Source organism: Micromonospora sp. SYSU B005 (assembly GCF_055362685.1).
Window position 1 is genome coordinate 63,448 of the sequence record NZ_JAXCFU010000013.1, and the last position, 24,560, is coordinate 88,007.

Genomic DNA, 24,560 nt, shown 5'->3' on the forward strand with positions numbered 1-24,560 from the left:
GGTCAGACCGGGGTGACGCCGTGCCGGCGCCGGGAGAAGTGCCGCTCCTTGCCGCGCGCGGCGGCGAACCGGCGGACCAGCTCGGCACGCAGCTCGTGCGGCTCGACGATCGCGTCCACCACCAGCTCGCTGGCGAGCCGGACGACGTCGATGTCGCGCTCGTACTCCTCGCGCTTCGCGGCCACGAACGCGGCCCGCTCGGCCTCGTCGGAGATGGCGGCGATCTTGTTCGCGTAGACCGCGTTGACGGCGGCCTCCGCGCCCATCACCGCGATCTTCGCGGTGGGCAGCGCGATCGTGGCGTCCGGCTCGAAGCCGGGACCGGCCATCGCGTAGAGACCCGCGCCGTACGCCTTGCGGACCACCACACAGATCTTGGGTACGGTCGCCTCGGAGATCGCCGTGATCATCTTGGCGCCGTGCCTAATGATCCCCTGCCTTTCCACCACGCTGCCGACCATGAACCCGGGCACGTCACTGAGGAACAGCAGCGGCACGTTGAACGCGTCGCAGAGCTGCACGAACCGGGTCGCCTTGTCGGCCGAGTCGACGAAGAGCACGCCGCCCTTGAACATCGAGTTGTTGCCGACCACGCCGACGACCTCGCCGTTGAGCCGGCCGAACCCGATGGTCAACTCCTTGGCCCACAGCGCCTGGATCTCGAAGAAGCTGCCGGAGTCGAGCAGGCCCTTGACGTACCGGCGCATGTCGAACGCCTGCCGCTCACTGGCCGGGACCAGCGCGGCCAGGTCGGCCTTCTCCGGCGCGGCCACCGCCTCGGCAACGGGCGGGTCCTGCTTCCAGTTCGACGGCAGGTACGACAGGTACGTCCGCACCACGTCGAGCGCGTCGCTCTCGGTCTTGCAGAGGAAGTGCCCCACGCCGGACTCGGCGCAGTGCACCTTGGCGCCGCCCATCGCCTCCAGCGTGGTCTTCTCGCCGGTGACCATCTCGACCATGCGGTCGGAGCCGAGGTACATGCTGGCGTTGCCGTCCACCATGGCGACCACGTCGCAGAACGCCGGGATGTACGCCCCGCCCGCCGCGCTCGGCCCGAACAGCGCGCAGACCTGCGGGATCGAGCCGGAGGCGCGGACCTGGTTCCAGAAGATCTTGCCGGCGCCGCGCCGGCCCGGGAACAGGTCGACCTGGTCGGTGATCCGGGCGCCGGCCGAGTCGACCAAATAGACCATCGGGACGCCGGTGGCGTACGCCCGCTCGATGATCCGGATGATCTTCTCGACGGTACGCGCACCCCAGCTGCCGGCCTTGACCGTGGAGTCGTTCGCCATCAGGCAGACCTGGCGGCCGTCGATGGTGGCGGTGCCGGTGACCACGCCGTCGGCGGGCAGCCCGTCGGCCATGGCGTTGGCGTAGAGCCCGTCCTCGACGAAGGAGCCCTCGTCGACCAGGTAGGCCACGCGCTCGCGGGCGAACAGCTTCCCCTTCGCGGCGTTCGCCGCGTGGTACTTGTCCGCACCGCCGGCGCGGGCGCGCTTGCGTAGCTGCTCCAGAGCCTCACCGTCGAGCGTCACGCCGACTCCCGTTGCCACGGCCCCCGCACAGGGCGCCCACCGACCTGAACGATCGTTAGGCTACCCCACCCGCACCGTCCCCGGCACCCCACCACGCCCACTCCCGCCGGTCAGGCGGGGCGGGGGGTCAGGCGGGTTCGAGGGCCGGCCCGGAGGACTCCGGACGGGAGCTTCTTGCCCACCAGGGATTCGGCCAGTTCGGCGGCAGCGATCAGGGCGTCCAGGTCGATGCCGGTGTCGATGCCCATGTCGTGCAACATGTGCACCGCCTCCTCGGTGGCCAGGTTGCCGCTGGCACCCGGCGCGTACGGGCAGCCACCGAGGCCGCCGACGCTCGCGTCGAACTCGGTGATGCCCAGTTCCATCGCGGTGAGCATGTTCGCCAGCGCGGTACCCCGGGTGTTGTGGAAGTGCAGCAGCACCGGCAGCTGGGCGTTACGGTCCCGGACCGCCGTGACCAGTTCGCGGACGCGCCGGGGCGTACCCATGCCTGTGGTGTCGCCGAAGGCGACGCGGTCCGCGCCGTCACGGGCGACGCGGTCGACGATCGCGGCGACCCGGCGGGGGTCCACGTCGCCCTCGTAGGGGCAGCCGAAGCTGGTCGCCACGATCACCTCGGCGGTCGCGCCCGCGCCGTGCAGCAGGTCGATCAGCTCGGCGATGTCGTCCAGCGACTCGTCGGTGGAGCGGTTGACGTTGCGGCGGTTGTGCGTGTCGCTGGCCGAGACCACCACCTCGATCTCGGTGAAGCCCGCAGCCAGCGCCCGCTGCGCGCCACGGGTGTTCGGCACCAGGGCGGAGTAGCGCACGCCGTCGACCTTCTCCGCCCGCTGCCACACCTCGTCGGCGTCGGCCATCTGCGGGATCGCCTTCGGGTGGACGAAGGAGACGGCCTCGATGCGCCGTACCCCGGTGCGGGACAACGCGTCGAGCAGCCGCACCTTGGCGTCGGTGGGGATGGGCTCCTCGTTCTGGAGGCCGTCGCGGGGACCGACCTCACGGATGCTCACGGAGCCTGGAAGTTCTGCCATCAGATTCACCTCACTGGGTCGAAGGTCAGCGCATCCGGGAGACGATGCCGGTGTCGTAGTCGCCGGAGAGGAACTCCGGGTTCTCCAGCAGCTCGGCGAAGAACGGCAGGTTGCACTTCGGGCCGACGATCTCGAACTGGGCGACCGCCGCCCGCGCCCGCTCGACCGCCTCCTCGCGGGTCGCCCCGGTGAGGATCAGCTTGGCCATCAGGCTGTCGTAGAACGGCGTGACGGTGTTGCCGGCGACGTAGCCGGAGTCGACCCGGACGCCGGTGCCGGACGGCTCGTTCCAGGTGGTGATCGCGCCCGGGCCGGGCATGAAGCGCTTCGGGTCCTCGGCGTTGATCCGCAGCTCGATGGCGTGACCGCGCGGGGTGAGCGCGTCCGGGTCGAACGTAGGCGCCAGGCCGGACGCCACCCGCAACTGCTCCTCGACCAGGTCGACGCCGTAGACGTACTCGGTGACCGGGTGCTCGACCTGCAGCCGCGTGTTCATCTCCAGGAAGAAGAACTCCTGCGTCGAAGGATCGAGCAGGCACTCGACGGTGCCCGCGTTGCGGTAGTTCACCGCCTCGCCGGCCCGTACCGCCGCGGCCAGGAACCGCTCGCGCAGCTCGGGCGACACCGCCGGGGACGGCGACTCCTCGACCAGCTTCTGGTTGCGCCGCTGCACCGAGCACTCCCGCTCGCCGAGCGCCACCACCCGGCCGTCGGCCAGGCCGAGGATCTGCACCTCGACGTGGCGCACCCGGGGGAAGTACCGCTCGATCAGCACCGACCCGTCGCCGAACATCCGCTCGGCGAACGCGCGGACCTTGTCGTACTCGGTGCGCAGCGCCGCCTCGTCGGCGGCGACGCCCATGCCCATGCCGCCGCCACCGGCGGCGGCCTTGACCATCACCGGGTAGCCGATCTCCGCGGCGGCGGCGACCGCAGCGTCCAGGTCGCTCGCCGGTTCGGTGGTGCCGGGCGCGACAGGCACCCCTGCGGCCGCCATCAGGTTCCGGGCGTTGATCTTGTCGCCCATCGCGCTGATCGCGTCGGCGCCGGGCCCGACCCAGATCAGGCCGGCCCCTTCGACGGTACGGGCGAAGTCCGCGTTCTCGGACAGGAAGCCGTAGCCGGGGTGGATCGCCTGCGCGCCGGTGCTGCGGGCGGCGTCGAGGATCGCCTCGACGTTCCGGTAGCTCTGGGCCGGGTTCGCCGGGCCGACGCAGACCGCCTCGTCGGCCTCGGTCACGAACGGCAGCGCGGCGTCGGCCTCCGAGTGCACCGCGATCGTCCGGATCCCGAGCCGCCTACCGGTGCGGATGATCCGCCGCGCGATCTCCCCCCGATTCGCGACCAACAACGATTCGATCATCTTCTGCACGGACGTGACCCCTTCTCGACGCAAAGCCGGGGTCTCTTCTTAACACGCGTTAAGGTGCGCGCGGCGTGTCAGGTCGGGTCGGTGGGCGCGAGCAGGGCCGCGAGGGTCGCGCCGCGCAGCAGTTCGGCCCGGCGCCGGCGGTCCACCTCGCCGCCGAGGAACGGCGTCGAGTTCATCAGGCCGAACGCCGCGTGGGCGAGCACCCGGGCCGCGCCGTCGGGCAGGCCGGGGTGCAGCGCGGTCAGCACGGTGACCCATTCCTCGACGTACATCCGCTGGAGCCGGCGGATCCGGCGGCGCGGCTCATCCGGAAGGCGGTCCAGCTCGTGCAGGTGCAACGCGATCACCGCCGGATTGGCGAGCGCGAAGTCGACGTGGAAGTCGATCAGCGACTCCAGCGCCGCACGCGGGTCACCCGGATGGCCGGCGGCGCGGTCCCGCCCGCCCGCGAGCAAACCCTCGCTCACCGGGATCAATGCGGCGGCGAGCATCGCCTCCTTGCCGGCGAAGTGGTGGTAGAGCGCCGGACCGGTGACACCGGCCGCCGCGCCGATGTCGTCCATCGACACACCGTGGTAGCCGCGCGCCGCGAAGAGGCCGACCGCGATCTCCAGGATCTCGTCCCGCCGGGACCGGCGCCTGGCCGCACCCGCCGCACCCCGTGCCTGCTGTTCCACCGCCACCGGACCAGCCTAGACCTCGCGTTCGAGCTGGGGCAGCCGCGGTTACCCAACGGTTGCCCCAGCCCGTCGTGTCAGTCCTCCTCGATGCCGTGGTCGGCGCGTACCTTCGCCGCCTCGGCCTCCCGGCCCTGCTCGTCGAGCGCGCGGGCCAGCAGCCAGGCGGCCTGCGTGGCCGGGCGGGAACCGGTGGGCAGCCCGGCGAGAACCGGGCGCAGCAGCCCTTCGGCCTGCTCCGGCCGCCCGTCGCGCAGCAGCAGCTCGCCGGTCAGCACCTCGACCTGCGCCGCCTCGCCGAACGCCTCGATCGACCGCAGGCGCTCCGGGACGCCGTCGACCCGGTCCAGCGCGGCGGTCAGCCGGTCCTCGCCGATCAGCACCCGGGCCACCGCGTCGGCGGCCATCGCCCGCTCGTACGTCACCACCGGCGCCTCGTCTGCCTCGGCCGGGAGCACGGCCGCCGCCTCGTCCACCCGCTCGATCGCCGCGACCGCGGCCGGCAGGTCGCCGGACCAGTGCAGGGCGAGCAGTTCCCGCCGCCGGGCCCGCAGCTCGTCCACCTGGAAACCGGCCAGCCGCCAAGCGGTCGCCGCCGCCGCGAACCGCTGCGCGGCCAGGGCGTCCCGGTCAGCGTCGTAGAGCAGGCCACCGGACTCCTCCAGCACCTGCGCCCGGTGCGGGAGATTGTCCGGCCCGTCCAGGTTCTCGGCCAGCGTGTCGAGCACCGTGAGCGCCAGATCCGTCTCGCCGAGACCGGCGTAGATGCCCGCCAGCATGTGCCGGCAGCGGTCCGCCTCGGCCTGCGCGCCCGCCCGGTCGAGCCCGAGCACCGCCTCCTCGGCCACCTCGGCGGCCTCGGCCAGCCGCCCGGCCACCCGGTACGCCTCGGCCAGCTCCCAGCGCAGCAGCGCGTCGCCGTCCAGCCCCTGTTCGACGCAGAGGGTGACCGCCTCGGCCAGATCCTCCACCGCCTCGCCGGCCCGGTCGGCGGCCATCAGCGCCCGGCCCCGGGTCACCCGCAGCGGCAGGTACGCGCCGGCCGGTGCGACAGACAGCGCCTCGTCGCAGGCGGCCACCGCCTCGGCCGGGTCGTCGGTGGAGCGGGCGTACGCCAGGCAGGCGCCGGTGAGCATCTCGGCGTCACCCAGCTCGCTCGCCAGCCGGCGGGACCGCACCGCCGCGTCCCGGAACTCCTCGGCCCGCTCCAACTGCTCCAGCACGTGCGTGCGGTGCAGCGCGACCCGTCCGGCCAGCCACGGATCGGCGTCCGCCTCCGCCTCGGCCCGGTCGAGCGCGTCGAGCGCCTCCGCCCACTCCTCGCGGTGCACGTGGGCCAGGGCGAGCCGGTCCCAGCCGGCGGCCCGGTCACGCGGCTCACCGTGCTCGGTCAGGTACCCGGCCGACTCGCGGGCCAGGGTCATCCCCTCGTCCGCGCTCTCCTCGACCATGCTGAGCAGCACACCGAGCCGCCCGGCCACCACCTGGGCGCGCAGCGGATCCGGCACCTCCCGCCAGGCGGCCAGCGCCTCCCGGTTGACAGCGATCGCCGCCGGTACGCCGTCGTCGTCCTGGGACAGCTCACCGGCCCGCAGCTCCAGCCGCCAGGCCCGGGTGGTCGCGGGCACGTCGGCGTCACCGAACCGCTCGTCGTACGCGCGCAACGCGGCGACCAGGCCGTCCCGGCGGTTGGTGCGCCAGCACTCCTCGGCCAGCGCGAGCAACTCGTCGGCACCGGCGTCGGCGGGCACCGTCACCGGCTGCGAAGAGGCCACCGGCGCGTCCGAGCCGGTACGCGGCGCGGGCACCGCCGGGCGGCGCAGGCTCGCCGACAGCGGCAGGTGCTCACCGACCGGCCCGGCCGCCAGCTTGCGGGCGATCAACCCGGACTGGTGCGTGGTGCCGTTGCGCGCGTCGAAGCGCTCGGCCAGCGCGGTCGCCGTACCGGCCAGCTCGTCGGCGAGCGCGCCCACCGGTACGTCGGCGGCCGGCCGCTCGCCGGAGGCGCGGCGGTGCACAGTCAGCTCGGTCGGCACCTGGCGCAGCGCCGCCGAGGCGGCGGCCGCGAAGTGCATCGCGGCTGCCGGGGTGGGTGCCCGGTCCAGCCAGTCCAGGTGCCGCTCGACCAGTTCCAGCGCCCGCGCCTCGTTGCCGGTCACGGTGCAGAACTCGACGTGGTCGGCGATGTCCCACAGGTCGGCGAGGTGCCCGCGCACCCGCCGGTACGCCTCCCGGTGCGCGTCCCGCGCCGCGTCGGTCCGGCCGGTCTCGCGGTAGGGCGTGAGCAACGCGGTGAGGATCCCCTGCGGCTGCTCGCTACAGGTCAGCCGGCCGGCGAGCACCGGCTCGGCGAGTGCCACCGCCTCCTCGTGCCGGCCGTGCCGCACCAGGTGCGCGACCTGCGTGGTCGGGTCGCAGCCGGCGCAGTCGGAGAGCGTGTCGCGCGGGGTGGTCATCCACTTGCGGTACCACTGCTCCGCCGCCTCCTCGTCGCCCAGGTGCGCGGCCACCAGGTAGCGGTGCTTGTAGACGGCCTGGAGCGAGTGCCCGGAGTCGCGGTAGCGCCGTTCCATGTCGTCGAGGACCGCGTACGTCCGGTCCAGCGGCAGCTCCGGGAACTTCACCATCGCATTGACCATGTACTTGAAGAACCAGAGCAGCTGGTGCGTGTAGCGCTGGTGGTAGGGCTGCGGGTCCTTGTCGTACTCGGCCAGGCACCAGGAGAACGTGACGAAGGACTTCGCCGGTTCGCCGCCGTAGACGTACGCGGTGGTGCCGGTGACCCGGGCGGCGAAGGCGAGGTGCCTGTCGTCGCCCGCGTCGGCGCGACGCAGCAGTTGTTCCAGCGCGGCGATCTGCCCCGGGCCGTACGGCATGGACTCGATCTCGTGGTGCATCCGCCAGAGGTCGTCGTCAGTCACGGATCTCTCCCGGTACGGCCCGGCCGAGCAGGCCGAGGAAGGAACTGTTCAGCAGTGCGGCGTCGGCCGCCCGGATCGGGTGGTGCCCGAGCAGCAGGGCCTGCCCGTAGAGCGCCTCGACCGCCAGCCCGACCAGCTCCGGGTCGGCGAGCGTGGTGACCCGGCGGACCAGCGGGTTGCGGTGGTTGAGCACGAGTTGCGGGCGGTCCGGCGGGGCGGAGGCGGCGAGCGCGTCGAGCACGCCGCCCCACAGCTCGTCGGCCTTGTCCCGGCTGGCGGCGAGCTGGTCGTGGAACGCGGCCGACCGGGACACCAGGTAGAGCGCCGGCAGCGAAACCGGGTCGTACGCGCGGATCACGACCTCGCAGCCGAGCCGTTCCAGGGCCCGCTGCGCGGCGGTGAGGAACGGCCGCAGGGCCAGTTCGGTCGCCGGGTCGAGGATCTCGAACCGGGTGGTCAGGTCGCTCGGCTCCAGCCGCTCGATCAACACCGAACGGTCCACTGTGGGCAGCCGCTCGATCAGCTCGGTGTCGTACGTGTAGCCGCCGTTCACCACTGCCAGTTCCTGCGCGGCGGCCACGGCGGCGAGCTGGCGGAACTCGTCCAGGCTGGCGGCGTACCGGAGCACGCCGTGCCGCTGCCGGAACTCGGCGAGCGTCATCGTGCCGACGTTGGTGTCCATCGGCCACCACTGGTCGACCAGCCGCAGCATCTCGTCGTCGTGCATCGCGAGCGCCTTGACGCCGAGGTGGTGCACCTGGAGGAACTCGCCGAGCCGGCGCGGATCGTGCTTGGCGAGCCGGACAAGCCAGCCGCGGATCTGGTCGCCGAGCGCGTCCCGGACGGAGGTGAGAAGCGCGTCCTCGTAGAGCGCCTCGCGGCTGGCGGTCGGGCGCAGCTCACTGGCGTCGACCACGCAGTGGGCGAAGAAGGCCCACTCGGGTAGCAGCCCGTCGGCGTGCTCGCTGAGCAGCATCCGCTTGAGGTAGACCCGGTGCCCGGCCCGAGCCGCCGGGTTCACCGCGGCGGGCAGGATGAACGCCACGCCGGTCAGGCCGGCCTCGGGCACCGACAGCGGCACCACGTCGAACGGGGCGAAGCCGAGCAGTTCCTGCGCGTACCGCTGGAGGGCGGCCCGGTCGACGGGCGCCCCGGGCGTGGTCGGCCACGGTGGCGGGCCAGACGTGGTCGGCGTGTCACCGACCCGGACGTCGACCGGCAGCAGGCTGCCGTACAGGCGGGCCAGTTCGGTGACAGTGGGTACGCCGAGCCACTGGTCGGCGTCGCGCCGGGGCACCAGCGTGACTGTGGTGCCGGGCTCGTCGCGGGTCTGTTCCGGGTCGGCGAGCCGCACCGCGTACCGCCCGTCGGACCAGCCCGTCCAGAGCACTGTGGGCTCGTCGGCGTGCCGGGTGACCACCCGGATCTCGTCCGCGACCAGGAAGCAGGAGAGCAGGCCGATGCCGAACTGGCCGAGGAACTCGTGCCGGGAGAAGCCCAGCTCGTCGCGCTTGGAGCTGCGGCCGATGGTGGCGAGCAGCTCGTGCACCTGCGCCTCGGTCAGGCCGATGCCGGTGTCGTGTACGCGGAGCGTCCCGTCGCCGGTCAGCTCCGGCGGTTCGATGCGGACCCGCGCCGGGGCCTTCGGGTCGGCGGACCGCCGCGCGGTGATCGCGTCGACGGCGTTCTGGAGCAGCTCGCGCACGTAGACCCGCGGGCTGCCGTAGAGGTGATGACTGAGCAGGTCGACCACGCCACGGAGGTCCACCTGGAAGGTGCGGTCCAATCGCGCTCCCGGTTCGGATTTTCGGCGCTCACCGTACCGGTCAGCGCCGACAGTGTCCGTCCCGTTCCATCCCTCCCCCTTCCGCCCACCTCCCCGCCGATCTTGCACCTTCCGCCCGGGCGAACGCGCACAAAGTGGACCCGCCGAGGGCCGCAACTGCAAGATCAGCGGGGTGGTGGTTCGAAGCCCGCGAGGCGGGTGGCGATGCGGTGCCGGGCCGGGGGGAGGGTGGAGACGAGGCGGAGCAGCACGTTGCGCAGGGGGCGCGCGAAAGGTGGGGCGGCGGCCAGGCGGGTCAGGCCGGCGGCGAAGCCGAGCACCTCCTCGGCGCGGGGGCGGCGGTCGGCGGCGTACCCGTCGAGAGCCTGCCCGCCCGCGGCGAGCGCGTCGCCGAGCGCGACCGCGTCCCGCAGGCCGAGGTTCATCCCCTGCCCACCGGCCGGGCTGTGCACGTGCGCGGCGTCCCCGGCGAGCAGCACCCGCCCGGAACGGTAGGTGCTCGCGATCCGGTGGTGGATCCGGAACCGGGACGACCACGCCATGCCGGTGACCCGGTCCGGCCGGCGCGCCGGGCCGCGCTCGTCGAGCAGCGCCTGGAAGTGGTGCGCCTGCGGGTCGCGCGGCGCGTCGTCCACGGTGGCGACCAGCCGGACCGTGCCGTCGGGCAGCGGCGCCCAGACCAGCGGGCCCCGGCGGGACAGGAAGAGGCTCACCTGGTCGCGCGGGAGCGCGCTGTCCACGCGGACGTCGGCGAGCAGGAACGACTCACCGGGGTCGGCCGGGCCGCCGAAGCCGATGCCGGCCAGCTCGCGGACCCGGCTGTGCATCCCGTCCGCGCCCACGACCCAGCGCGCCCGGACCGCGCGGCCGCCGTCGAAGCGGGCGACGGCGCCGTCGCCGTCGAGGTCCAGGCCGGTCATCTCGTACGGCCGCAGCACGCGCCCGCCGAGCGCGGCGAGCCGGTCGGTGAGCACCGCCTCGGTGTCGGCCTGGGAGATCAGCAGCGCGTACGGATAGCGCGACGGCAACCCGTCGAAGGGGACGGTGACCAGCACCCGGTCCCGGTCGCGGACGCTGAACCGGGCCGAGTGCAGCCCCCGGGCGGCCAGCGGCGCGGCGACAGCGATCCGGTCGAGCACCTCCAGGGTGCCGGCGTGCACGACTGCGGCGCGCGAGGTGACGGGCGGCTCGGCGAGCCGGTCGACGACTGTCGCGGTCACCCCGTGCCCGGCGAGCGTGACCGCCACGGCCAGGCCGGTCGGCCCGGCTCCCACCACGAGGACGTCGGTGCGTTCGGGCAGCATCGCTTCCACCTCCAGGCTCGGTCAACAACTGTTTGCCAACACGTGTTGACTTCACTGTAGAGCGGATGTCAACACGTGTTGGCCTACAGTCGTGGACGTGACCGAACCCGCCACCCGCACCCGCCGCTCGGACGCCACCCGGGCGGCCATCCTGCGTGCCGCCCGGGAACGCTTCGCCGCCGACGGCTACGACCGGGCCACCATCCGGGCCATCGCCGCCGACGCCCGCATCGACCCGTCGATGGTGATGCGCTACTACGGCAGCAAGGAGGGGCTGTTCGCCGCGGCGGCCGAGTTCGACCTACGCCTGCCCGACCTGGCCGAGGTGCCGCCGGACCGGCTCGGCGAGACCCTGACCCGGCACTTCGTACGCCGATGGGAGGCGGACGGGACACTCGTCGCCCTGCTCCGGGCGGCCGCCACCAACCCCGGCGCGGCCGAACGGATGCGCGGGATCTTCGCCGGCCAGCTCGCCGTCGCGGTGGCCCGGTCCGGTGCCGACCCGGCGACCGCCGACCGCCGGGCCGGTCTGGTGGCCAGTCAGATCCTCGGGCTCGCGCTCACCCGGTACGTCGTCCGGCTGCCACCAGTGGCAGACCTCGACCCCGAGGAACTGGCCGACTGGGTCGGCCCGACGATTCAGCGCTACCTGACCCAACCTTTACCCCCGTCCCGCGCGTCTGGCCGGTGACGGGAGGAGGAGCCGGATGGGGCGTGACGCGGACGACGGGCGGGCGGACTACCTCGCCTTCGTCGAGGCGTACCAGCACCGGCTGCTGCGCGCCGCGTACCTGATCTGCGGAAACCGGCACCAGGCCGAGGACCTGCTCCAGGACGCGCTGCTCAAGCTGGCGCTGCGCTGGTCGTCGGTGCGCGACGGCGACCCGGCCGCGTACGTGCGCGCCATCCTCTACCGCGACGCCGTCTCCTGGTGGCGGCGCCGGCGACGGGAGTGGCTCAGCGCGTACCCGCCGGACCGGCCGGGAGCCGACGCCGACGCGGCGCTGCGGCTCACCGTGCGCGCGGCGCTGGACCGGCTGCCGCCGCGCCAGCGGGCCGTGGTGGTGCTGCGCTACTTCGAGGACCTGACCGAGATCGCCACCGCCGAGGCGCTCGGCGTCACCGTCGGCACCGTCAAGAGCCAGTGCCACGACGCGCTGCGCCGGCTGCGCGACGTCGTACCCGCCCCCGGCACGTCCGGAGACGACCTGGTGTCCGGGATGGAGGCGAACCCGTGAACGAGCCCGAGCTGACCCGGCTGCTGACCCGGGCCGCCGAGGAGATCCGGCCGGCCCGGCCGGCCGAGACGGGATGGGAGCGGGCCGGGCGGGTCCGCCGCGCCCGCCGGGCCGCCGGCGCCGCCGCCGTCGCCGTGGTCCTGCTCGGCGGCGGTACGACCGCACTCCTGCACCGCTCCGGCCCGCCACCTGCGGCACCGCCCCGCCCGACTGTGACAGCGGCACCGAGCGCGCCGGTGGTGCAGCGGCCCCCGGACCGGCTCGGCGAGGCGGGCGACCCGCTGGGCCGGCTCGGCGACCGGGTGGCCTACCGCCTCTCCGACCGGCCGGTGAGCCGGGCGCTGGCGCTGTACCAGCCGGTCGACCCGGAGACCGGCGACGCCGGCCCGGTCCGGGTGCTGGGTGACGACGGCATGGTCCGGGAACTCGACGTGGTGACGCTCGCGCCCACCCGCGACTCCGGGGGCAACGAGGCCGCTCCGCTCAAGCCGGCCAGCCTGTCGCCGGATGGCCGGACCGCCGCGTTCGCCCAGACCGGCGAGGTCGTCGTGGTCGGCCTGACCGACGCAGCGGTCCGCCGCTACCCGCTCACCGGCTACCTGGAACATGTCGTCTGGGCCGGGGACCGGCTGATCGTCGGGGACAACGACACCGCGTACGAGCTGGACCGGCGCACCGGGGCGGCCCGGAAGCTCCCGGTCGACCCGTGGAGGCTCGTCGTGCCCGAGCCGGCCCGGTCCGGCGACCTGTTCACTGTCGGCGGCTGGTCCGGGGACGGCGGCCTGGCCGTACGCCGGTTCCCCGCCTCCGGTGGCGCGCCGGAGCGGCGGCCGGTGACCACCGGGGAGCTTCCCCCCGGTTACCGGGTAGACGAGGTCTACGGGCGGGGCTGGCAGCGCGGCGACCGGATCGGCCAGGCCGGGTGGACCACCACCGCGGGCGCCGCCGGCACGACGATCGGCGCCGAGGGCGTGGCGGTGCTGGACGCCCGAACCGGGGCGGTGACCCGCCTGCTCGACCTGGGCCGCGAGGGCCGGGCGAAGGGGTGCTGCGAGGTGTACAGCTGGACCGCCGACGGTGACCTGCTGTTCCGCTACGACGCCGGGCTGGCCCGGTGGCGGCCGGAGACCGGCGCCGTCGACTGGGTGGCGAGCAACATCCCCGGCCGGCTGTCGATAGCCGCCCGCTGACCGGCCTGGAACGCGGCCGGCCCCGCCGCCGTGACGGCGGGACCGGCCGGGACGTTCAGCGGGTCAGGCCGCCGGGCTGGTCGCCCTTCACGACGGGTGCCCGGACCAGGTTGCCCCACTCGGTCCACGAGCCGTCGTAGTTGCGCACCTGCGGGAACCCGAGCAGGTGGTGCAGCACGAACCAGGTGTGGCTGGACCGCTCGCCGATCCGGCAGTACGCCACCACGTCGTCGGACGGGCTCAGCCCGAGCTGGTCGCCGTAGATGGCGCGCAGCTCGTCGGCGGACTTGAACGTGCCGTCGTCGTTCGCGGCGGACTTCCACGGCTTGCTCACCGCACCCGGGATGTGCCCGCCGCGCAGCGCGCCCTCCTGCGGGTAGTCCGGCATGTGCAGCATCTCGCCGGTGTACTCGCCCGGCGACCGCACGTCCACCAGCGGACGGCCGGCCGCCACGTGCGCCATGACCTGCTCCCGGTACGCCCGGATCGGCGCGTCGTTGCGCTCCGGCACCGGGTACGAGGCGCGCGGCCGGCTCACCTTGTCCCGGGTCAGCTCCCGCCCCTCGGCGATCCACTTCTGCCGGCCGCCGTCGAGCAGCCGTACGTCCTGGTGACCGAAGAGGGAGAAGACCCAGAGGGCGTACGCGGCCCACCAGTTGAAGTTGTCGCCGTAGAAGACGACCGTGTCGTCCCGCCCGATGCCCTTGGCGGCGCACAGCTCGGCGAAGCTCGCGGCGTCCAGGTAGTCGCGGGTGACCTGGTCGTTGAGTTCGGTGTGCCAGTCGACCTTGACGGCGCCGGGGATGTGGCCGGTGTCGTAGAGGAGCACGTCCTCGTCGGACTCGACCACCACGAGCCCTTCGTCGCCCAGGTGCTCGGCCAGCCACTCGGTGGTGACCAGGCGCTGCGGGTCGGCGTACGACTGGAGGCGGGGATGCGGATCGCTCGGCACAGGCATGATCCCCAAGGTACGCCGGATCCGCGGGGCGCGGTGCCGGTCAGGCGCGGCGGTGCACCAGGCGGCCGGCGACCACTGTCGCCAGGCACGAGCCGTCCGCGTCGAACACGGCGAGGTCGGCGCGCCCGCCGGTCACCAGCGCGGGCGGCCGGGCGGCGGGCAGCACCGCCACCTCGTTGCGGGCCGCTGCGGAACGCAGCGCCGGGTCGGTCACGTGTTCGTCGAGCACGGCGGCCACGCCGAGCCGGAACAGCGCGTGCACCCGCTCGCGCGGCGTGGGCGCCGCTGGCAGCGGTCCGTCGTGCACGAGTGCCGGCCCGAGCGTGCCGGCCCACCGCCGCACCCGCACGCCGGGGTACGCGCCGGGCAGCTCGGCCGCCGGCACGATCGCCTCGACCCGGTCACCGGCGATGACGACGGCGAGCCCGGCGCGGGGTGGGTCGTCGGGTGTCAGCCGCAGCAGGTCGGCGGCGTGGACGGTACGCACGCTCAGTCGCGCTCGACCGGCCCGAGCACCGGCCGTTTCGCGGTGACGAAGTCGCCGGAGGACCGCCCGGTCAGCCGGCGCCTGATCCACGGCGCCAGGTGCTTGCCGGCCCAGCGCAGGTCGGCGGCGCGCGCGGCGAGCCACGGGCTGGGCGCCGGGTGCGGCGGCACCAGCAGCCACTCCTCGTCGCAGCCGACACCGAGCGCGGTGAGCACCTGCGCGGCGACCCGGCGGTGTCCCTCCGCCGACAGGTGGATCCGGTCGGTGCTCCAGAGCAGCGGGTTGAGGTAGGTGTCGTCGGCGTACAGGTCGACCAGGATCGCGCCGTGCCGCTCGGCCACCTCGCCGACGACCCGGTTGAGCAGCGTCACGCGCGGGGCCATCAGCCGCTGGCCGGGCAGCCGGGACATCACGTCGGCGAACCGGAACAGGATCACGTCGCTGCCGCCGGACCGCAGCCGTTGCACGACCGAGTCGAAGCGGGGGACGAACGCGTCCGGGTCGAAGCTGCGGCGCAGCACGTCGTTGCCGCCGGCCGCGAAGCTGATCAGGTCGGGCTTCATGGCCAGCGCGGACGGCACCTGCTCGGCCACCACGTTGGGGAACAGCCGGCCGCGGATCGCCAGGTTGGCGTAGCCGAAGTCGGGCCCGGCCTCGACGGCGAGACGGGTGGCGACCAGATCGGCCCAGCCCCGGTAGCTGCCGTCCGGATACGCGTCGTCCATGCCCTCGGTGAAGCTGTCGCCCACCGCCACGTAGCTGCGCCAGCGCACGGCGCCTCCCTCAGACGTTCCGGCAGAAGTGCGTCGCACAGTCTGTCACCGTGCGGACCGGTCCCGCTGGCCCTGAACCCCGGACGTGGCGGATGTCTCGACGTCCTGTTCACGACAGCCACCCGAGGGGACAAATCCGCCGGACACGACCGGCGGGGCAGAATCCGTCGCCCGGACCGGGGATGATGTCTGCCGTCATCCGGCCGGGGCGAACCGTCCGGCCGGTCCCGCACACGGCACGAGCGAGGAACCACATGACGCAGGGGCACCCACCGCCCGGCCACGCCGACCCCCGGTACGGCGTGGCGCCGCCCGCGCAGCCGGTGCCGTGGTCGCCACCGCCACCGGCGCCGAAGTCCCGCCGTGGGCTCTGGATCGGGCTCGCGGCGGGGGCGCTCGCGCTGGCGGTCTGCGCCGGCACGGCGGTCGGCGTCGGGCTGGGTCTGCGCGGCGACGACGAGGACGGCCCAGCGCCGAAGGCGGCAGCCGGCGCGAACGGCGTCACCGTCACGAACGCCGAGCTGACCGCCCTGCTCGACCGGCACAGCAAGGCGCTCGCGGCCAAGGACCTGGACGGCTACCTGGCCGCGTTCGACCCGGCCCGCAAGGAGCTGATCACCGGGCAGACCCAGCTGTTCCGCAACCTGGCGAAGCTGCCGCTGTCGGTGGCCCGCTACGAGACGGTCGAGAAGCAGGGCCGCGTGAGCGACGCCTTCGGGCAGGGCGTCACGTTCCAGCTCGACGTCTCCTTCGTGCACCAGTTGGACGGCTTCGACCGGGCGCCGGTCGCCGAGTGGTACCGCTGGACGATCGTCCGCGCCGGAAAGGACGCGCCGATCCGGGTCACCGCTGTGACCGGCGCGCCGGCCGGCGGCAACGGCGACTCGAAGACCGTCTACTACCCCGGACCGTGGGACAAGTGGCGGGACATCCACGTCGAGCGGACCCCGTTCGCCCTGATCATCACCGACGCGGCCCGGGCCGACCTGGCGAGGCGGCACGCCCCGGCCGTCGACAAGGCGGTGACGAGCAACCTGGCCGTGTGGCGGGCCGGCGCGCCGCCCGGCCCGGTGTCGGACAAGTTCGTCGTCACGCTCGCCGACGGCAAGGACGAGATGACCTCGCTCTACCGGATCGGCACCGAGAAGGCCACCGAGGCGGGCATCTCGCTGGGCATGGTCGCGGCCGAGCGGAAGGACGGCAAGGCCACGATCGGCGGCACCCGCATCGTGGTGGACACCAGCGACAGTTACTTCACCCGCTCCGGCGGCGACAACGACGCCCGCATGGTGTTGCGGCACGAGATCGCGCACTCGATGATGACGCCCCGCACCGACCTGGCCGCTGTGGACGAGTTCAGCAAGCTCGACGAGTGGGTGGTCGAGGGCTTCGCCGAGTACCTCGCCTTCCACGGCCGCCCGCTCAGTGCCAGCGAACGCACCGCGCAGGCCCGGAAGCTGGTCCGCGACGGGTGGAACGGCACGCTGCCCGGCAACGGCGACTGGGACGACCCCGGCCGGCTGAGCTTCCACTACTGGCTCGGGCACACCGCGATGAACCACCTCGCCGAGAAGCACGGTGAGCCGAAGCTGTTCCGCTTCGTCGAGGCCGTCTACGCCGGCACCCCGACCGACCGCGCCGCCCGGGACGTGCTGGGCGTGTCGCTCGACGAGTTCCAGGCCGGCTGGGCCGACTACGTCCGCGCGCAGGCGCGCTGACGGGAACGGAGACGACCGATGACGTACCAGCATCAGCATCAGCAGCCGCCCGCGTACCCACCGGCGGGCCGGCCGGGTGCGGCCGGTGCGCCGCCGGCGGCGCCGAAGCGGCGCGGACGCGTGGCGTTGCTGGTCGCCGGTGGCCTGGTGGCGGTGCTCGCGGTCGCGGCCGGCACCGCCTACGGCGTGTCCCGGCTGATCGGCGGCGGTGACGACGGGAAGAAGCTGCGCACCGCGTGGGTGCTCGACTTCCCGGAACTCCAGCGCAACGGGCTGAAGACGTACGACGGGCAGGACATGTTCGGCGCCTGGCTGATCGGCGACGCGGTGGTGCGGGCCCAGCCGGACGGCGTCATCGCCTACCGGCTCGACGACGGCGCCCAGGCGTGGGGCGTGCCCGCGCCGCAGGCGACCTCGCTGTGCACGGCCGCGCAGACGATGGCCGAGGGACGCGGCGTGGTGGCGCTCGGCTCCGCCGACTCCTGCGACACGCTCGTCGGGTTCGACGCGGCCGCCGGCACGCAGACGTGGCGGGCGACGTTCCCCGTCGAACGCCGGACGGGCCGCTCCGAGAGCGTCGCCCCGGACCTGTCGGTGACCGCCGGGCAGGTGGTCGTCCGCAGTGGCGAGAGCGTGCTCGGCTACGCGCTGGCCGACGGCAAGCGGCTGTGGCAGACCGACGCGGACCGCCTGCTGCCCGGCCGGGACTGCCGTCTGACCCAGGCGCAGGCCGCCGGGGACCAGGCGGTGGTCACCGCGCGTTGCGACGGCGACCAGGGCGCGCTGCTCGGCCTGGACCCGTCCACCGGCAAGCCGCGCTGGCAGCAGAAACTGCCCGCCGCGCAGCAGAGCGCCGGGGTGCTGAGCGTCGACCCGCTGGTCAGCCTGCCCGGCCTCGTCAGCGAGACGTTCGTCGCGCGCGACGCCGCCGGCAAGGCGCGGGCCACGTTCGGCAACCCCGTCGACGGTACGCGGTTCAGCGACCTTCCGATCAACCGCTCCAACACGGTCAGCGGGCCGGAGATCCGGCCCTACCTGGCCGACGCGGACACGCTCTACCTGCCGACCGAGGCGACGAACGTCGGCGGCAAGATGCGCCAGGCCAACCAGGTGGTGGCGATCGACCTGGCCACCGGCAAGCGGCGCTGGGTGTCGGCCGGGCACACCGACAGCGAGGTGGAACTCGTCCGCCTCGACGAGCAGGGCCTGCTGGCATGGGAGGTGGGCGACCGGCGTGACCTCGCCCCGCGGCTGGTCCGGATCGACCCGGCCACCGGCGAGGTCACAGTGGTGGCCGAGGCGCCGCTGTCGGCCGGCACCGAGGGCAGCGACGCGAAGGTGCTGGAACGCGACGGCACTGTGGTGCTGGTGCCGTGGAAGCAGGTCACGGCGGACGCGGCGATCACCGTGCTGCGCTGACCGGCGCAGCGGCGTCAGCAGTCGAAGACCGACCAGCAGATGTCGTTGCGCAGCCGCTGGTCGTCCAGGACCAGCTCGCGGATCTCGGCCGGGAGCTGGTCGCGCTGCCACCGGCACTCGTCCCGCCCGGCCGCCTCGGCGAGACCGGCGGGCGCCGCCGCGCGTACCGCCTTGATCGCGTACGCGGCGGCACCGAGTTCGTGGGCGGCGACGTGGGCCACGACGGCGGCCTGACCGGCGGCGTACGCGGCGTTGCGGGCCGCGCCGCGCAGGTCCCGGGCCGCGCCCATGGCGTGCCCGCCGGCCGCGCGCGCCTCCATCATCCTGACCTCGCCCCGCACCCAGGCGCGGGCGTGCTCGATCGCCTCGCGTGGGCGGCTGTCGTCCGGCCGGACCGCCTCGAACAGGCCGAGGACGTGCTCCGCGCAGGTGGCGGCCCAGAGCGCCAGCAGGTGGTGGTGCTCGTCGGTGAGCGTCCCGCCCCGGCGGATCGTGGTGAACCGGGGATCGCGGACCTTCGGCAGGATCACGACGCGGCCTCCGGCCCGGCGGCGTCCTGGCGCAGGTCGTGGTCCAGTGTGCTCATCAGCCGGGCGACCCGGCTGCCACCGCCGGTCAGCGGCGGATAGCGGCGCAGCACGTCGACCAGTACGGGCGTGGCGAGCCGCCGGTACCCGTCCAGCACCGCCGTGCCCACGGTCTCGTCGCCGCCGGCCTCAAGTTCGGCGACGCGCGCGGCGTTGGCGGCGGCCCGCAGGATGTGGCCGACCTGGGTGGCCTTCCCGATCGGGTGCAGGTACGCGGCAGCGGCGGCGTCACCGGCGGCCCGGGCGGCCAGGCGCGCGGCCTCGGTGGGCGCGGACCGGGCGGCCCGGTGCGCGTCGAGGGACGTGACCCGCTGGAGTCTCGTCCGGGCGGCTCCGCGCACGAACGTCCGGGCCGCCTCGACAGCCGCACGGGGACGTGGGTCACCGGGAACCGCCCGCTCGTAGACCGGGAGGACGTCCTCCGCGTGGCGGACCGCGTACCGCGCCACCTCGCGCAGCTCGTCCATGGTCAGCTCGAAGTCCCCGGTCGCTGTCATGTCGCGGGCATCGTATCGGCGTTGCCCCGCCGGTACGGGCCCCAGCCGACGAACCGCTCGAACAGCTCGCGCGGGGTCGGCCCGTCCTGCGGGTTGAGGCGGAACAGGTCGTGGGTGGCCTCGTGGTACAGCCCGGACAGGTAGACGGCCAGGTCGACGGGGTGGTCCGCGTACTCGGCCTTGAGCAGCAGGCGGGCCTGCGCACAGGGCCACGGTCCGCCGCAGGCGCGGCAGAGCCAGAGCGGCCGGATCGGCAGGTGGGCCGGGTGGTCCGGCGGGGAGGGGCGGGGCCGATCGGGGTACGGCCCGAGCCGCGGCACGGGAAGGTTCATGCGTGACAGTCTGCTGAGTTGACCACTACTCTCGGAAGTCGTCGTGGCCGGTCCGGGGAGAGGCCGGGAGACCGGCGGCCGACTGGGGAGGGCGTGTGGAGAACGAGCCGACCGCCGAGCTGATCCGTGCGCAACTGCGGCGGCTGCGGGTGCGGGCCGAGCTGAGCCAGGAGGAGTTCGGGAGGCTCGTGCACTTCTCCGGCTCCCAGGTGTCGGCGGTCGAGCTGGGCCACCGGCCGCTCGACCGGTTCTTCCTCGCCCGGGCCGACGAGGTGCTCGGCACCGGCGGGCTGTTGATGTCGCTGCTCAAGCTCGCCGAGCGCGACGGCCAGCCGAGCTGGTTCCGCCCCTGGCTCGAAGCCGAACGCCAGGCGCAGCAGTTGCGCTGTTATCAGCCGAGCCTCATTCCGGGCCTGTTGCAGACGGAGAACTACGCCCGCGCGATGATTCGCACTGACGACATGCTCGCCGAGCAGGAGGCCGAACGACGGCTTGCGGTCCGGCTCGACCGGCAGGCGGTGCTGGCCGGTACCGATCCGCTCAAGTTCGTCGCGGTGATCGAGGAGACCGTGCTGCGCCGCGCCGACGAGAGCTTTCGCGGCTTGATGAGTCAGCAGGTCGCGCACCTGATCGAGGCGAGCACCCACCCACACGTCGCGGTGCACGTCATTCCGGCGGACGTGGGCCTCCACGTCGGACTGACCGGGCCGTTCACCCTCGCCCGGGGAACGGACGGGGGTTGGATCGGCTATCTCGAGAACCAGCTCGGTGGAACAGTAATCGACAAAGATGACGACGTGGCCATCCTGCTGTCCAGGTGGGAGAGTGTCCGGAGTGAAGCACTGTCCCGCCGGCAGTCGATCGAGCTGATGAAGGAAGTGGTCGAGTCATGGAGCTGATCGGTGCGATCTGGCGCAAGTCAACCCGCAGCGGACACAGCGAGTGCGTCGAGGTAGCGGACAACCTGGCCGCTGTGGTCGGGGTGCGGGACAGCAAGGACCCGGCCGGGCCGGTACTCACCTTCACGCCCGACGCCTGGCGTGCCTTCGTCCGGGTCAGCGGGAGCCGCGCGCCGCGCTGATCAGCACCGTGTGCTTGCGGACCCGGAAGGCGCCTTCGGCGTCGATGCGGGCCTGGATCGCGGCGCGGGCGGCCGCCTCCTGCGCGGCGGTGAGCGGCCCGATCATGCTGGCGACGTACGCCAGGATTGGCTCCGCGGCCGGTACCACCAGCTCGTCCGGGTAGCGCTCGACTGTCACGTCATCGAAGTGGGCGGCGACCCGGGCCGGCGTCGTCTCGGCGGTGACGTCGTTCCGGTCGTAGAACCGGACGGTCAGGTCGGGGTACCCGATCACCGGGCCGAGCTCGTTCAGCTCGACCAGGTGGTCGCGGCCGTTCACCGCGACGGCGAGCCGGCCGCCGGGGCGCAGCACCCGGGCGAACTCGCGCAGCGCGGCGTCCGGGTCGTCCAGGTGGTAGAGCATGCTGTTGGCGATCACCGCGTCGGCGACGCCGGCTCGGAACGGCAGGTACGTGGCGTCGCAGCGCAGCACCCGGGCGCCGGGCACCTCGCGCAGCCGCGCGCACATGGCGGGTGAGAAGTCGGTGAGGGTGAGCCGGCCGCGACGGCCGACCCGGCGCCAAAGCTCGCCGGTGCCGGCGCCGACCTCCAGCACGTCCCCGGTCAGCGGCAGCCGCCCGCCCAGCCAGGCGAACCAGTCCTGCGGGTTCGTGCCGTACGAGTGCAGCGCCATGCGGGCGGTCAGGTTGCCGGTGGTCGTCGCGTACTGGCTCGCGGCGCGAGCCGACGGAGTGGTGGTCATCCGTCGAACCTAGAGGAAGTGGTTCTCCCTCCGAGACCCCGGTATTAAGCGTTGCTAGCTACCGGTACCTAGTGTTACTTTCTACTGATACTCAGCGACGCTTAATAGCAAGGGAACGAGGACATGGCCAACCAGATGACGGAGATGCTGAAGGGCACTCTCGAAGGCATCGTCCTGGCGATCCTGGCCCGCCGATCCGCGTACGGCTACGAGATCACCGCCTGGCTGCGCGACCGCGGATTCTCGGACATCGCGGAAGGCACCATCTACGCGCTGCTCGTCCGCGTCGAGCAACGCGGTTTCGTGGACGTGGAGAAGGTTCCCTCCGAGAAGGGGCCCCCGCGGAAGGTGTATTCGATCAATGCAAAGGGGCGGAAGCAGCTCGCCGAGTTCTGGCGGACGTGGAGCGTCCTCGCGGAACGCATCGACCACCTCCGTGACAACGACGACCGGCACGACGAAGGAGCATGAGCATGGCCGCGAAGTGGATCGAGACGCTCGTCGGATCGCTCGACCAGAAGAAGCAGTACAAGCGGCACATGGCCCGCATGGAGGCCCTGCCGGAACCCCATCGCAGCGCGGCCAAGGCGCTCCAGCGGTACTTCATGTACCAGGGAGGGATCGTCGACGGGAACACACTCGTCGCGATGCTCGGCGACTCCGTGGACCTCTGGGAGCGCGCGGTCGCCGACAACACACCCGTCCGCGCGATCGTCGGCGACGACCCGGTCGAGTTCGCCGAGACGTTCGTGTCTGCGTACTCCGGGAGGCAGTGGATGGACAAGGAGCGCGAGCGCCTCCGGAAGGCGATCGACGCCGCCGCCGGCAACAGCGGGGAGGAACACTCATGACCACCGCGACGCGCGAACCCGCCATCCGGGTGCGCGGCATCACCAAGTCCTACAAGGACCTGCACGTGCTGCGGGGCGTCGACTTCGAAGTGACGGCCGGGAGCATCTTCGCTCTGCTCGGCTCGAACGGCGCCGGAAAGACCACGCTCGTGCGGATCCTGTCGACGCTGCTGAAGGCGGACACCGGCACCGCGACCGTCCACGGCTTCGACGTCGCTTCGGCTCCCGCCGAGGTACGCGAGTCGATCAGCCTGACCGGTCAGTTCGCCGCCGTCGACGAAGTGCTCACCGGCCGGGAGAACCTGGTCCTGGTCGCGAAGCTCCGCCACCTGAAGAGTCCGGGTGCGATCGCCGACGACATGCTGGCCCGGTTCTCGCTCACCGACGCGGGGAACCGCCGGGCGGGGACGTACTCGGGCGGCATGCGCCGGCGGCTGGACATCGCGATGAGTCTCGTCGGCAACCCGCCGGTCGTGTTCCTCGACGAGCCGACCACCGGCCTCGACCCGCAGGCCCGCATCGAGGTCTGGCGGACCGTGCGGCAGCTCGCCGAGGACGGCACCACCATCCTGCTCACCACCCAGTACCTCGACGAGGCCGAGCAACTCGCCGACCGAATCGCGATCCTGCACGAGGGAACGATCATCCAGAACGGCACTCTCGCCGAGCTGAAGCAGCTTCTCCCGACCGCGAAGGTCGAGTACGTCGAGAAGCAGCCGACCCTTGAGGACGTCTTCCTCGCCCTCGTGGGCCGCACCGCCAGGACCGCCGACAAGGCAGCCGTGCCCGCAGGGGAGGAATCCCGATGACCATCCACGTCCTCAGCGACACCGGAACCCTAACCGGCCGCTCCCTGCGGCACATCCTCCGCAGCCCGGACACCATCATCACCACGGCGGTCACCCCCGTCGCGCTGATGCTGCTCTTCGTGTACGTGCTGGGTGGAGCCATCAACACCGGATCCGGCGAGTCGTACATCAACTACATGCTCCCGGGCATCCTCCTCATCACGATCGCGTCCGGCATCGCCTACACGGCGTACCGCCTGTTCCTCGACATGCAGGGCGGCATCTTCGAGCGCTTCCAGTCGATGCCGATCCCGCGGCCCTCGGTGCTCTGGGCGCATGTCCTGACCTCACTCGTCGCCAACCTGGCCTCGCTCGTGATCGTCACGGGCGTCGCCCTGATCATGGGATTCCGGACGGGCGCATCGGTGGTCGGCTGGCTCGCCGCAGCCGGCATCCTGATCCTGTTCACCCTCGCCCTGACCTGGGTCGCCGTGATCGCGGGCCTGTCCGCCAAGACCGTCGACGGCGCGAGCGCCTTCAGCTACCCGCTGATCTTCCTGCCCTTCATCAGCTCGGCGTTCGTCCCCACCGACTCGATGCCCGGCCCGGTCGCCTGGTTCGCCGACAACCAGCCGGTGACGTCGATCGTGAACACCCTCCGCGCGCTCTTCGCTCAGCAACCCGTCGGCAACGACGTCTGGATCGCGCTCGCCTGGTGCGCCGGCCTGCTCCTGGCCGCCTACGCCGCCGCGACGGCGATCTACCGCACCAAGGTCAGCTAACCGGTCGTGAGAGCCGGTCACCCGTCACAGGTAGAGGCAGAACGGGTGACCGGCCGGGTCGAGGTGCACCCGGACGTCGTCCTGCGGCTGGAAGTCCGCCACCGTCGCGCCCACCGACACCGCGTACGCCGAGGCGGCCTCCAGGTCGTCGACCTTGATGTCCAGGTGGGTCATCATCGGCGGGTCGCCGGGACCGGCGGGCCACACCGGGCGCACGTAGGCCGGCTCGTCCTGGAAGGCCAGCCAGGTGCCGCCGCCCGGCGGGGCCAGCACCACCCAGTCCGGCTCGTCCTCCCGCCGGTGCCAGCCGAGCAGCCGCTCGTAGAACGCGGCGAGATCCTGTGCGGACGGTGCGTCGAGCACGAAACTGCTCAGCTCCAACGTCGGTCGATCCACCATGCCACCCTTCCTACCCCGCCCCCGCGACAACCTCACCCGACACGGGCGCGGAAAGGGATCGCCCCGTCGTCCGCTCGCGCCATAAGCTGCGG

General features: G+C 73.0%; 26 protein-coding genes. 11 read left to right on the forward strand and 15 right to left on the reverse strand.

What is annotated here, in order from left to right; all coding sequences use genetic code 11:
- Positions 1-2: 2 nt before the first annotated feature.
- From SM452_RS24685 to SM452_RS24715, 7 genes are all read right to left on the reverse strand, one after another.
- Complete coding sequence (locus SM452_RS24685) at positions 3-1,535, reverse strand: acyl-CoA carboxylase subunit beta (protein WP_463840797.1); 1,533 nt, start codon at positions 1,533-1,535, stop codon at positions 3-5.
- A 110-nt stretch (positions 1,536-1,645) separates the two neighbouring features.
- Complete coding sequence (locus SM452_RS24690) at positions 1,646-2,566, reverse strand: hydroxymethylglutaryl-CoA lyase (RefSeq protein WP_262012865.1); 921 nt, start codon at positions 2,564-2,566, stop codon at positions 1,646-1,648.
- Between the two features lie 25 nt (positions 2,567-2,591).
- The gene (locus SM452_RS24695; RefSeq protein ID WP_262013021.1) at positions 2,592-3,929 is read right to left on the reverse strand and encodes an acetyl-CoA carboxylase biotin carboxylase subunit; all 1,338 of its coding nucleotides are present in this window, start codon (positions 3,927-3,929) and stop codon (positions 2,592-2,594) included.
- Positions 3,930-4,006: 77 nt separating this feature from the next.
- A complete protein-coding gene (locus tag SM452_RS24700) occupies positions 4,007-4,621 on the reverse strand; it encodes a TetR/AcrR family transcriptional regulator (protein WP_135242640.1) in 615 nt (204 codons plus the stop codon).
- Positions 4,622-4,692: 71 nt separating this feature from the next.
- A complete protein-coding gene (locus tag SM452_RS24705; RefSeq protein ID WP_463840798.1) occupies positions 4,693-7,536 on the reverse strand; it encodes a hypothetical protein in 2,844 nt (947 codons plus the stop codon).
- Entirely contained in the window at positions 7,529-9,322 is a 1,794-nt protein-coding gene (locus SM452_RS24710) for an HSP90 family protein (RefSeq protein ID WP_463840799.1), read from the reverse strand. The genes SM452_RS24705 and SM452_RS24710 overlap by 8 nt, the downstream gene beginning before the upstream one ends.
- A 164-nt stretch (positions 9,323-9,486) precedes the next feature.
- Positions 9,487-10,626 carry an FAD-dependent monooxygenase gene (locus SM452_RS24715; RefSeq protein ID WP_463840800.1) on the reverse strand — a complete coding sequence of 380 codons (1,140 nt, stop codon included), beginning with the start codon at positions 10,624-10,626 and terminating at the stop codon, positions 9,487-9,489.
- Positions 10,627-10,717: 91 nt separating this feature from the next.
- Between SM452_RS24715 and SM452_RS24720 the strand changes: the two genes are divergently transcribed.
- Genes SM452_RS24720 through SM452_RS24730 form a run of 3 tightly spaced genes read left to right on the forward strand, consistent with a single transcriptional unit; the run spans position 10,718 to position 13,054 of the window.
- Positions 10,718-11,317 carry a TetR/AcrR family transcriptional regulator gene (locus tag SM452_RS24720; protein WP_262012869.1) on the forward strand — a complete coding sequence of 200 codons (600 nt, stop codon included), beginning with the start codon at positions 10,718-10,720 and terminating at the stop codon, positions 11,315-11,317.
- A gap of 16 nt (positions 11,318-11,333) precedes the next feature.
- Complete coding sequence (locus tag SM452_RS24725) at positions 11,334-11,864, forward strand: SigE family RNA polymerase sigma factor (RefSeq protein ID WP_463840801.1); 531 nt, start codon at positions 11,334-11,336, stop codon at positions 11,862-11,864.
- A complete protein-coding gene (locus SM452_RS24730; protein ID WP_262012871.1) occupies positions 11,861-13,054 on the forward strand; it encodes a hypothetical protein in 1,194 nt (397 codons plus the stop codon). The genes SM452_RS24725 and SM452_RS24730 overlap by 4 nt, the downstream gene beginning before the upstream one ends.
- A gap of 55 nt (positions 13,055-13,109) precedes the next feature.
- Here SM452_RS24730 and SM452_RS24735 read toward each other — a convergent pair whose 3' ends face one another.
- Genes SM452_RS24735 through SM452_RS24745 form a run of 3 tightly spaced genes read right to left on the reverse strand, consistent with a single transcriptional unit; the run spans position 13,110 to position 15,272 of the window.
- Positions 13,110-14,012 (reverse strand): sulfurtransferase, encoded by a 903-nt coding sequence (locus tag SM452_RS24735; RefSeq protein ID WP_262012872.1) that lies wholly within the window; start codon positions 14,010-14,012, stop codon positions 13,110-13,112.
- 40 nt (positions 14,013-14,052) lie between these two features.
- Positions 14,053-14,499: a hypothetical protein gene (locus SM452_RS24740; protein ID WP_262012873.1), complete on the reverse strand. Its 447-nt coding sequence runs from the start codon at positions 14,497-14,499 to the stop codon at positions 14,053-14,055.
- 2 nt (positions 14,500-14,501) lie between these two features.
- Positions 14,502-15,272: an SGNH/GDSL hydrolase family protein gene (locus SM452_RS24745; protein WP_262012874.1), complete on the reverse strand. Its 771-nt coding sequence runs from the start codon at positions 15,270-15,272 to the stop codon at positions 14,502-14,504.
- Positions 15,273-15,526: 254 nt separating this feature from the next.
- Between SM452_RS24745 and SM452_RS24750 the strand changes: the two genes are divergently transcribed.
- Together SM452_RS24750 and SM452_RS24755 are read left to right on the forward strand one after the other, a co-directional pair.
- Positions 15,527-16,990 (forward strand): hypothetical protein, encoded by a 1,464-nt coding sequence (locus SM452_RS24750; RefSeq protein WP_463840802.1) that lies wholly within the window; start codon positions 15,527-15,529, stop codon positions 16,988-16,990.
- An 18-nt stretch (positions 16,991-17,008) separates the two neighbouring features.
- Complete coding sequence (locus tag SM452_RS24755; RefSeq protein ID WP_463840803.1) at positions 17,009-18,409, forward strand: outer membrane protein assembly factor BamB family protein; 1,401 nt, start codon at positions 17,009-17,011, stop codon at positions 18,407-18,409.
- Between the two features lie 14 nt (positions 18,410-18,423).
- Here the strand turns inward: SM452_RS24755 and SM452_RS24760 are convergent, their stop codons facing one another.
- The 3 genes from SM452_RS24760 to SM452_RS24770 are packed head-to-tail and all read right to left on the reverse strand — an operon-like array spanning position 18,424 to position 19,825.
- Positions 18,424-18,939, reverse strand: a complete 516-nt coding sequence (locus SM452_RS24760) for a putative immunity protein (RefSeq protein ID WP_262012879.1) — start codon at positions 18,937-18,939, stop codon at positions 18,424-18,426.
- The gene (locus SM452_RS24765) at positions 18,936-19,493 is read right to left on the reverse strand and encodes a putative immunity protein (protein WP_463840804.1); all 558 of its coding nucleotides are present in this window, start codon (positions 19,491-19,493) and stop codon (positions 18,936-18,938) included. The genes SM452_RS24760 and SM452_RS24765 overlap by 4 nt, the downstream gene beginning before the upstream one ends.
- Positions 19,490-19,825 (reverse strand): hypothetical protein, encoded by a 336-nt coding sequence (locus SM452_RS24770; protein WP_463840805.1) that lies wholly within the window; start codon positions 19,823-19,825, stop codon positions 19,490-19,492. Before SM452_RS24770 ends, SM452_RS24765 begins: the two co-directional genes overlap by 4 nt.
- Positions 19,826-19,920: 95 nt before the next feature.
- Between SM452_RS24770 and SM452_RS24775 the strand changes: the two genes are divergently transcribed.
- Both SM452_RS24775 and SM452_RS24780 read left to right on the forward strand, forming a co-directional pair.
- The gene (locus SM452_RS24775; RefSeq protein WP_355509544.1) at positions 19,921-20,724 is read left to right on the forward strand and encodes a helix-turn-helix domain-containing protein; all 804 of its coding nucleotides are present in this window, start codon (positions 19,921-19,923) and stop codon (positions 20,722-20,724) included.
- Positions 20,715-20,906 (forward strand): DUF397 domain-containing protein, encoded by a 192-nt coding sequence (locus tag SM452_RS24780; protein ID WP_355509542.1) that lies wholly within the window; start codon positions 20,715-20,717, stop codon positions 20,904-20,906. The genes SM452_RS24775 and SM452_RS24780 overlap by 10 nt, the downstream gene beginning before the upstream one ends.
- On the opposite strand, the gene SM452_RS24785 is transcribed toward SM452_RS24780, so the two are convergent.
- Positions 20,881-21,648, reverse strand: a complete 768-nt coding sequence (locus tag SM452_RS24785; protein ID WP_355509540.1) for a class I SAM-dependent methyltransferase — start codon at positions 21,646-21,648, stop codon at positions 20,881-20,883. The two genes, SM452_RS24780 and SM452_RS24785, sit on opposite strands and share 26 nt — an antisense overlap.
- A 123-nt stretch (positions 21,649-21,771) precedes the next feature.
- Here SM452_RS24785 and SM452_RS24790 point away from each other — a divergent pair, with 123 nt between their 5' ends.
- From SM452_RS24790 to SM452_RS24805, 4 genes are read left to right on the forward strand one after another with little or no spacing between them, the layout of a single operon-like run.
- Positions 21,772-22,119 (forward strand): PadR family transcriptional regulator, encoded by a 348-nt coding sequence (locus SM452_RS24790; RefSeq protein ID WP_463840806.1) that lies wholly within the window; start codon positions 21,772-21,774, stop codon positions 22,117-22,119.
- 2 nt (positions 22,120-22,121) lie between these two features.
- Positions 22,122-22,499 (forward strand): DUF1048 domain-containing protein, encoded by a 378-nt coding sequence (locus SM452_RS24795; RefSeq protein WP_013283261.1) that lies wholly within the window; start codon positions 22,122-22,124, stop codon positions 22,497-22,499.
- The gene (locus SM452_RS24800; RefSeq protein WP_463840807.1) at positions 22,496-23,308 is read left to right on the forward strand and encodes an ABC transporter ATP-binding protein; all 813 of its coding nucleotides are present in this window, start codon (positions 22,496-22,498) and stop codon (positions 23,306-23,308) included. Before SM452_RS24795 ends, SM452_RS24800 begins: the two co-directional genes overlap by 4 nt.
- The gene (locus tag SM452_RS24805; protein WP_013283259.1) at positions 23,305-24,069 is read left to right on the forward strand and encodes an ABC transporter permease; all 765 of its coding nucleotides are present in this window, start codon (positions 23,305-23,307) and stop codon (positions 24,067-24,069) included. Before SM452_RS24800 ends, SM452_RS24805 begins: the two co-directional genes overlap by 4 nt.
- 24 nt (positions 24,070-24,093) lie before the next feature.
- Here the strand turns inward: SM452_RS24805 and SM452_RS24810 are convergent, their stop codons facing one another.
- On the reverse strand, positions 24,094-24,468 hold the full coding sequence (locus SM452_RS24810) for a VOC family protein (protein WP_262012887.1): 375 nt from the start codon (positions 24,466-24,468) through the stop codon (positions 24,094-24,096).
- Between the last annotated feature and the right edge of the window lie 92 nt (positions 24,469-24,560).

Coding starts and splice junctions, on each gene's coding strand:
- SM452_RS24690 (WP_262012865.1), bottom strand. CDS start 2,566: ATGGCAGAACTTCCAGGCTCCGTGAGCATCCGTGAGGTCGGTCCCCGC.
- SM452_RS24695 (WP_262013021.1), bottom strand. CDS start 3,929: ATGATCGAATCGTTGTTGGTCGCGAATCGGGGGGAGATCGCGCGGCGG.
- SM452_RS24715 (WP_463840800.1), bottom strand. CDS start 10,626: ATGCTGCCCGAACGCACCGACGTCCTCGTGGTGGGAGCCGGGCCGACC.
- SM452_RS24725 (WP_463840801.1), top strand. CDS start 11,334: ATGGGGCGTGACGCGGACGACGGGCGGGCGGACTACCTCGCCTTCGTC.
- SM452_RS24735 (WP_262012872.1), bottom strand. CDS start 14,012: ATGCCTGTGCCGAGCGATCCGCATCCCCGCCTCCAGTCGTACGCCGAC.
- SM452_RS24750 (WP_463840802.1), top strand. CDS start 15,527: ATGACGCAGGGGCACCCACCGCCCGGCCACGCCGACCCCCGGTACGGC.
- SM452_RS24755 (WP_463840803.1), top strand. CDS start 17,009: ATGACGTACCAGCATCAGCATCAGCAGCCGCCCGCGTACCCACCGGCG.
- SM452_RS24765 (WP_463840804.1), bottom strand. CDS start 19,493: ATGACAGCGACCGGGGACTTCGAGCTGACCATGGACGAGCTGCGCGAG.
- SM452_RS24770 (WP_463840805.1), bottom strand. CDS start 19,825: ATGAACCTTCCCGTGCCGCGGCTCGGGCCGTACCCCGATCGGCCCCGC.
- SM452_RS24780 (WP_355509542.1), top strand. CDS start 20,715: ATGGAGCTGATCGGTGCGATCTGGCGCAAGTCAACCCGCAGCGGACAC.
- SM452_RS24785 (WP_355509540.1), bottom strand. CDS start 21,648: ATGACCACCACTCCGTCGGCTCGCGCCGCGAGCCAGTACGCGACGACC.
- SM452_RS24790 (WP_463840806.1), top strand. CDS start 21,772: ATGGCCAACCAGATGACGGAGATGCTGAAGGGCACTCTCGAAGGCATC.
- SM452_RS24795 (WP_013283261.1), top strand. CDS start 22,122: ATGGCCGCGAAGTGGATCGAGACGCTCGTCGGATCGCTCGACCAGAAG.
- SM452_RS24800 (WP_463840807.1), top strand. CDS start 22,496: ATGACCACCGCGACGCGCGAACCCGCCATCCGGGTGCGCGGCATCACC.
- SM452_RS24805 (WP_013283259.1), top strand. CDS start 23,305: ATGACCATCCACGTCCTCAGCGACACCGGAACCCTAACCGGCCGCTCC.
- SM452_RS24810 (WP_262012887.1), bottom strand. CDS start 24,468: ATGGTGGATCGACCGACGTTGGAGCTGAGCAGTTTCGTGCTCGACGCA.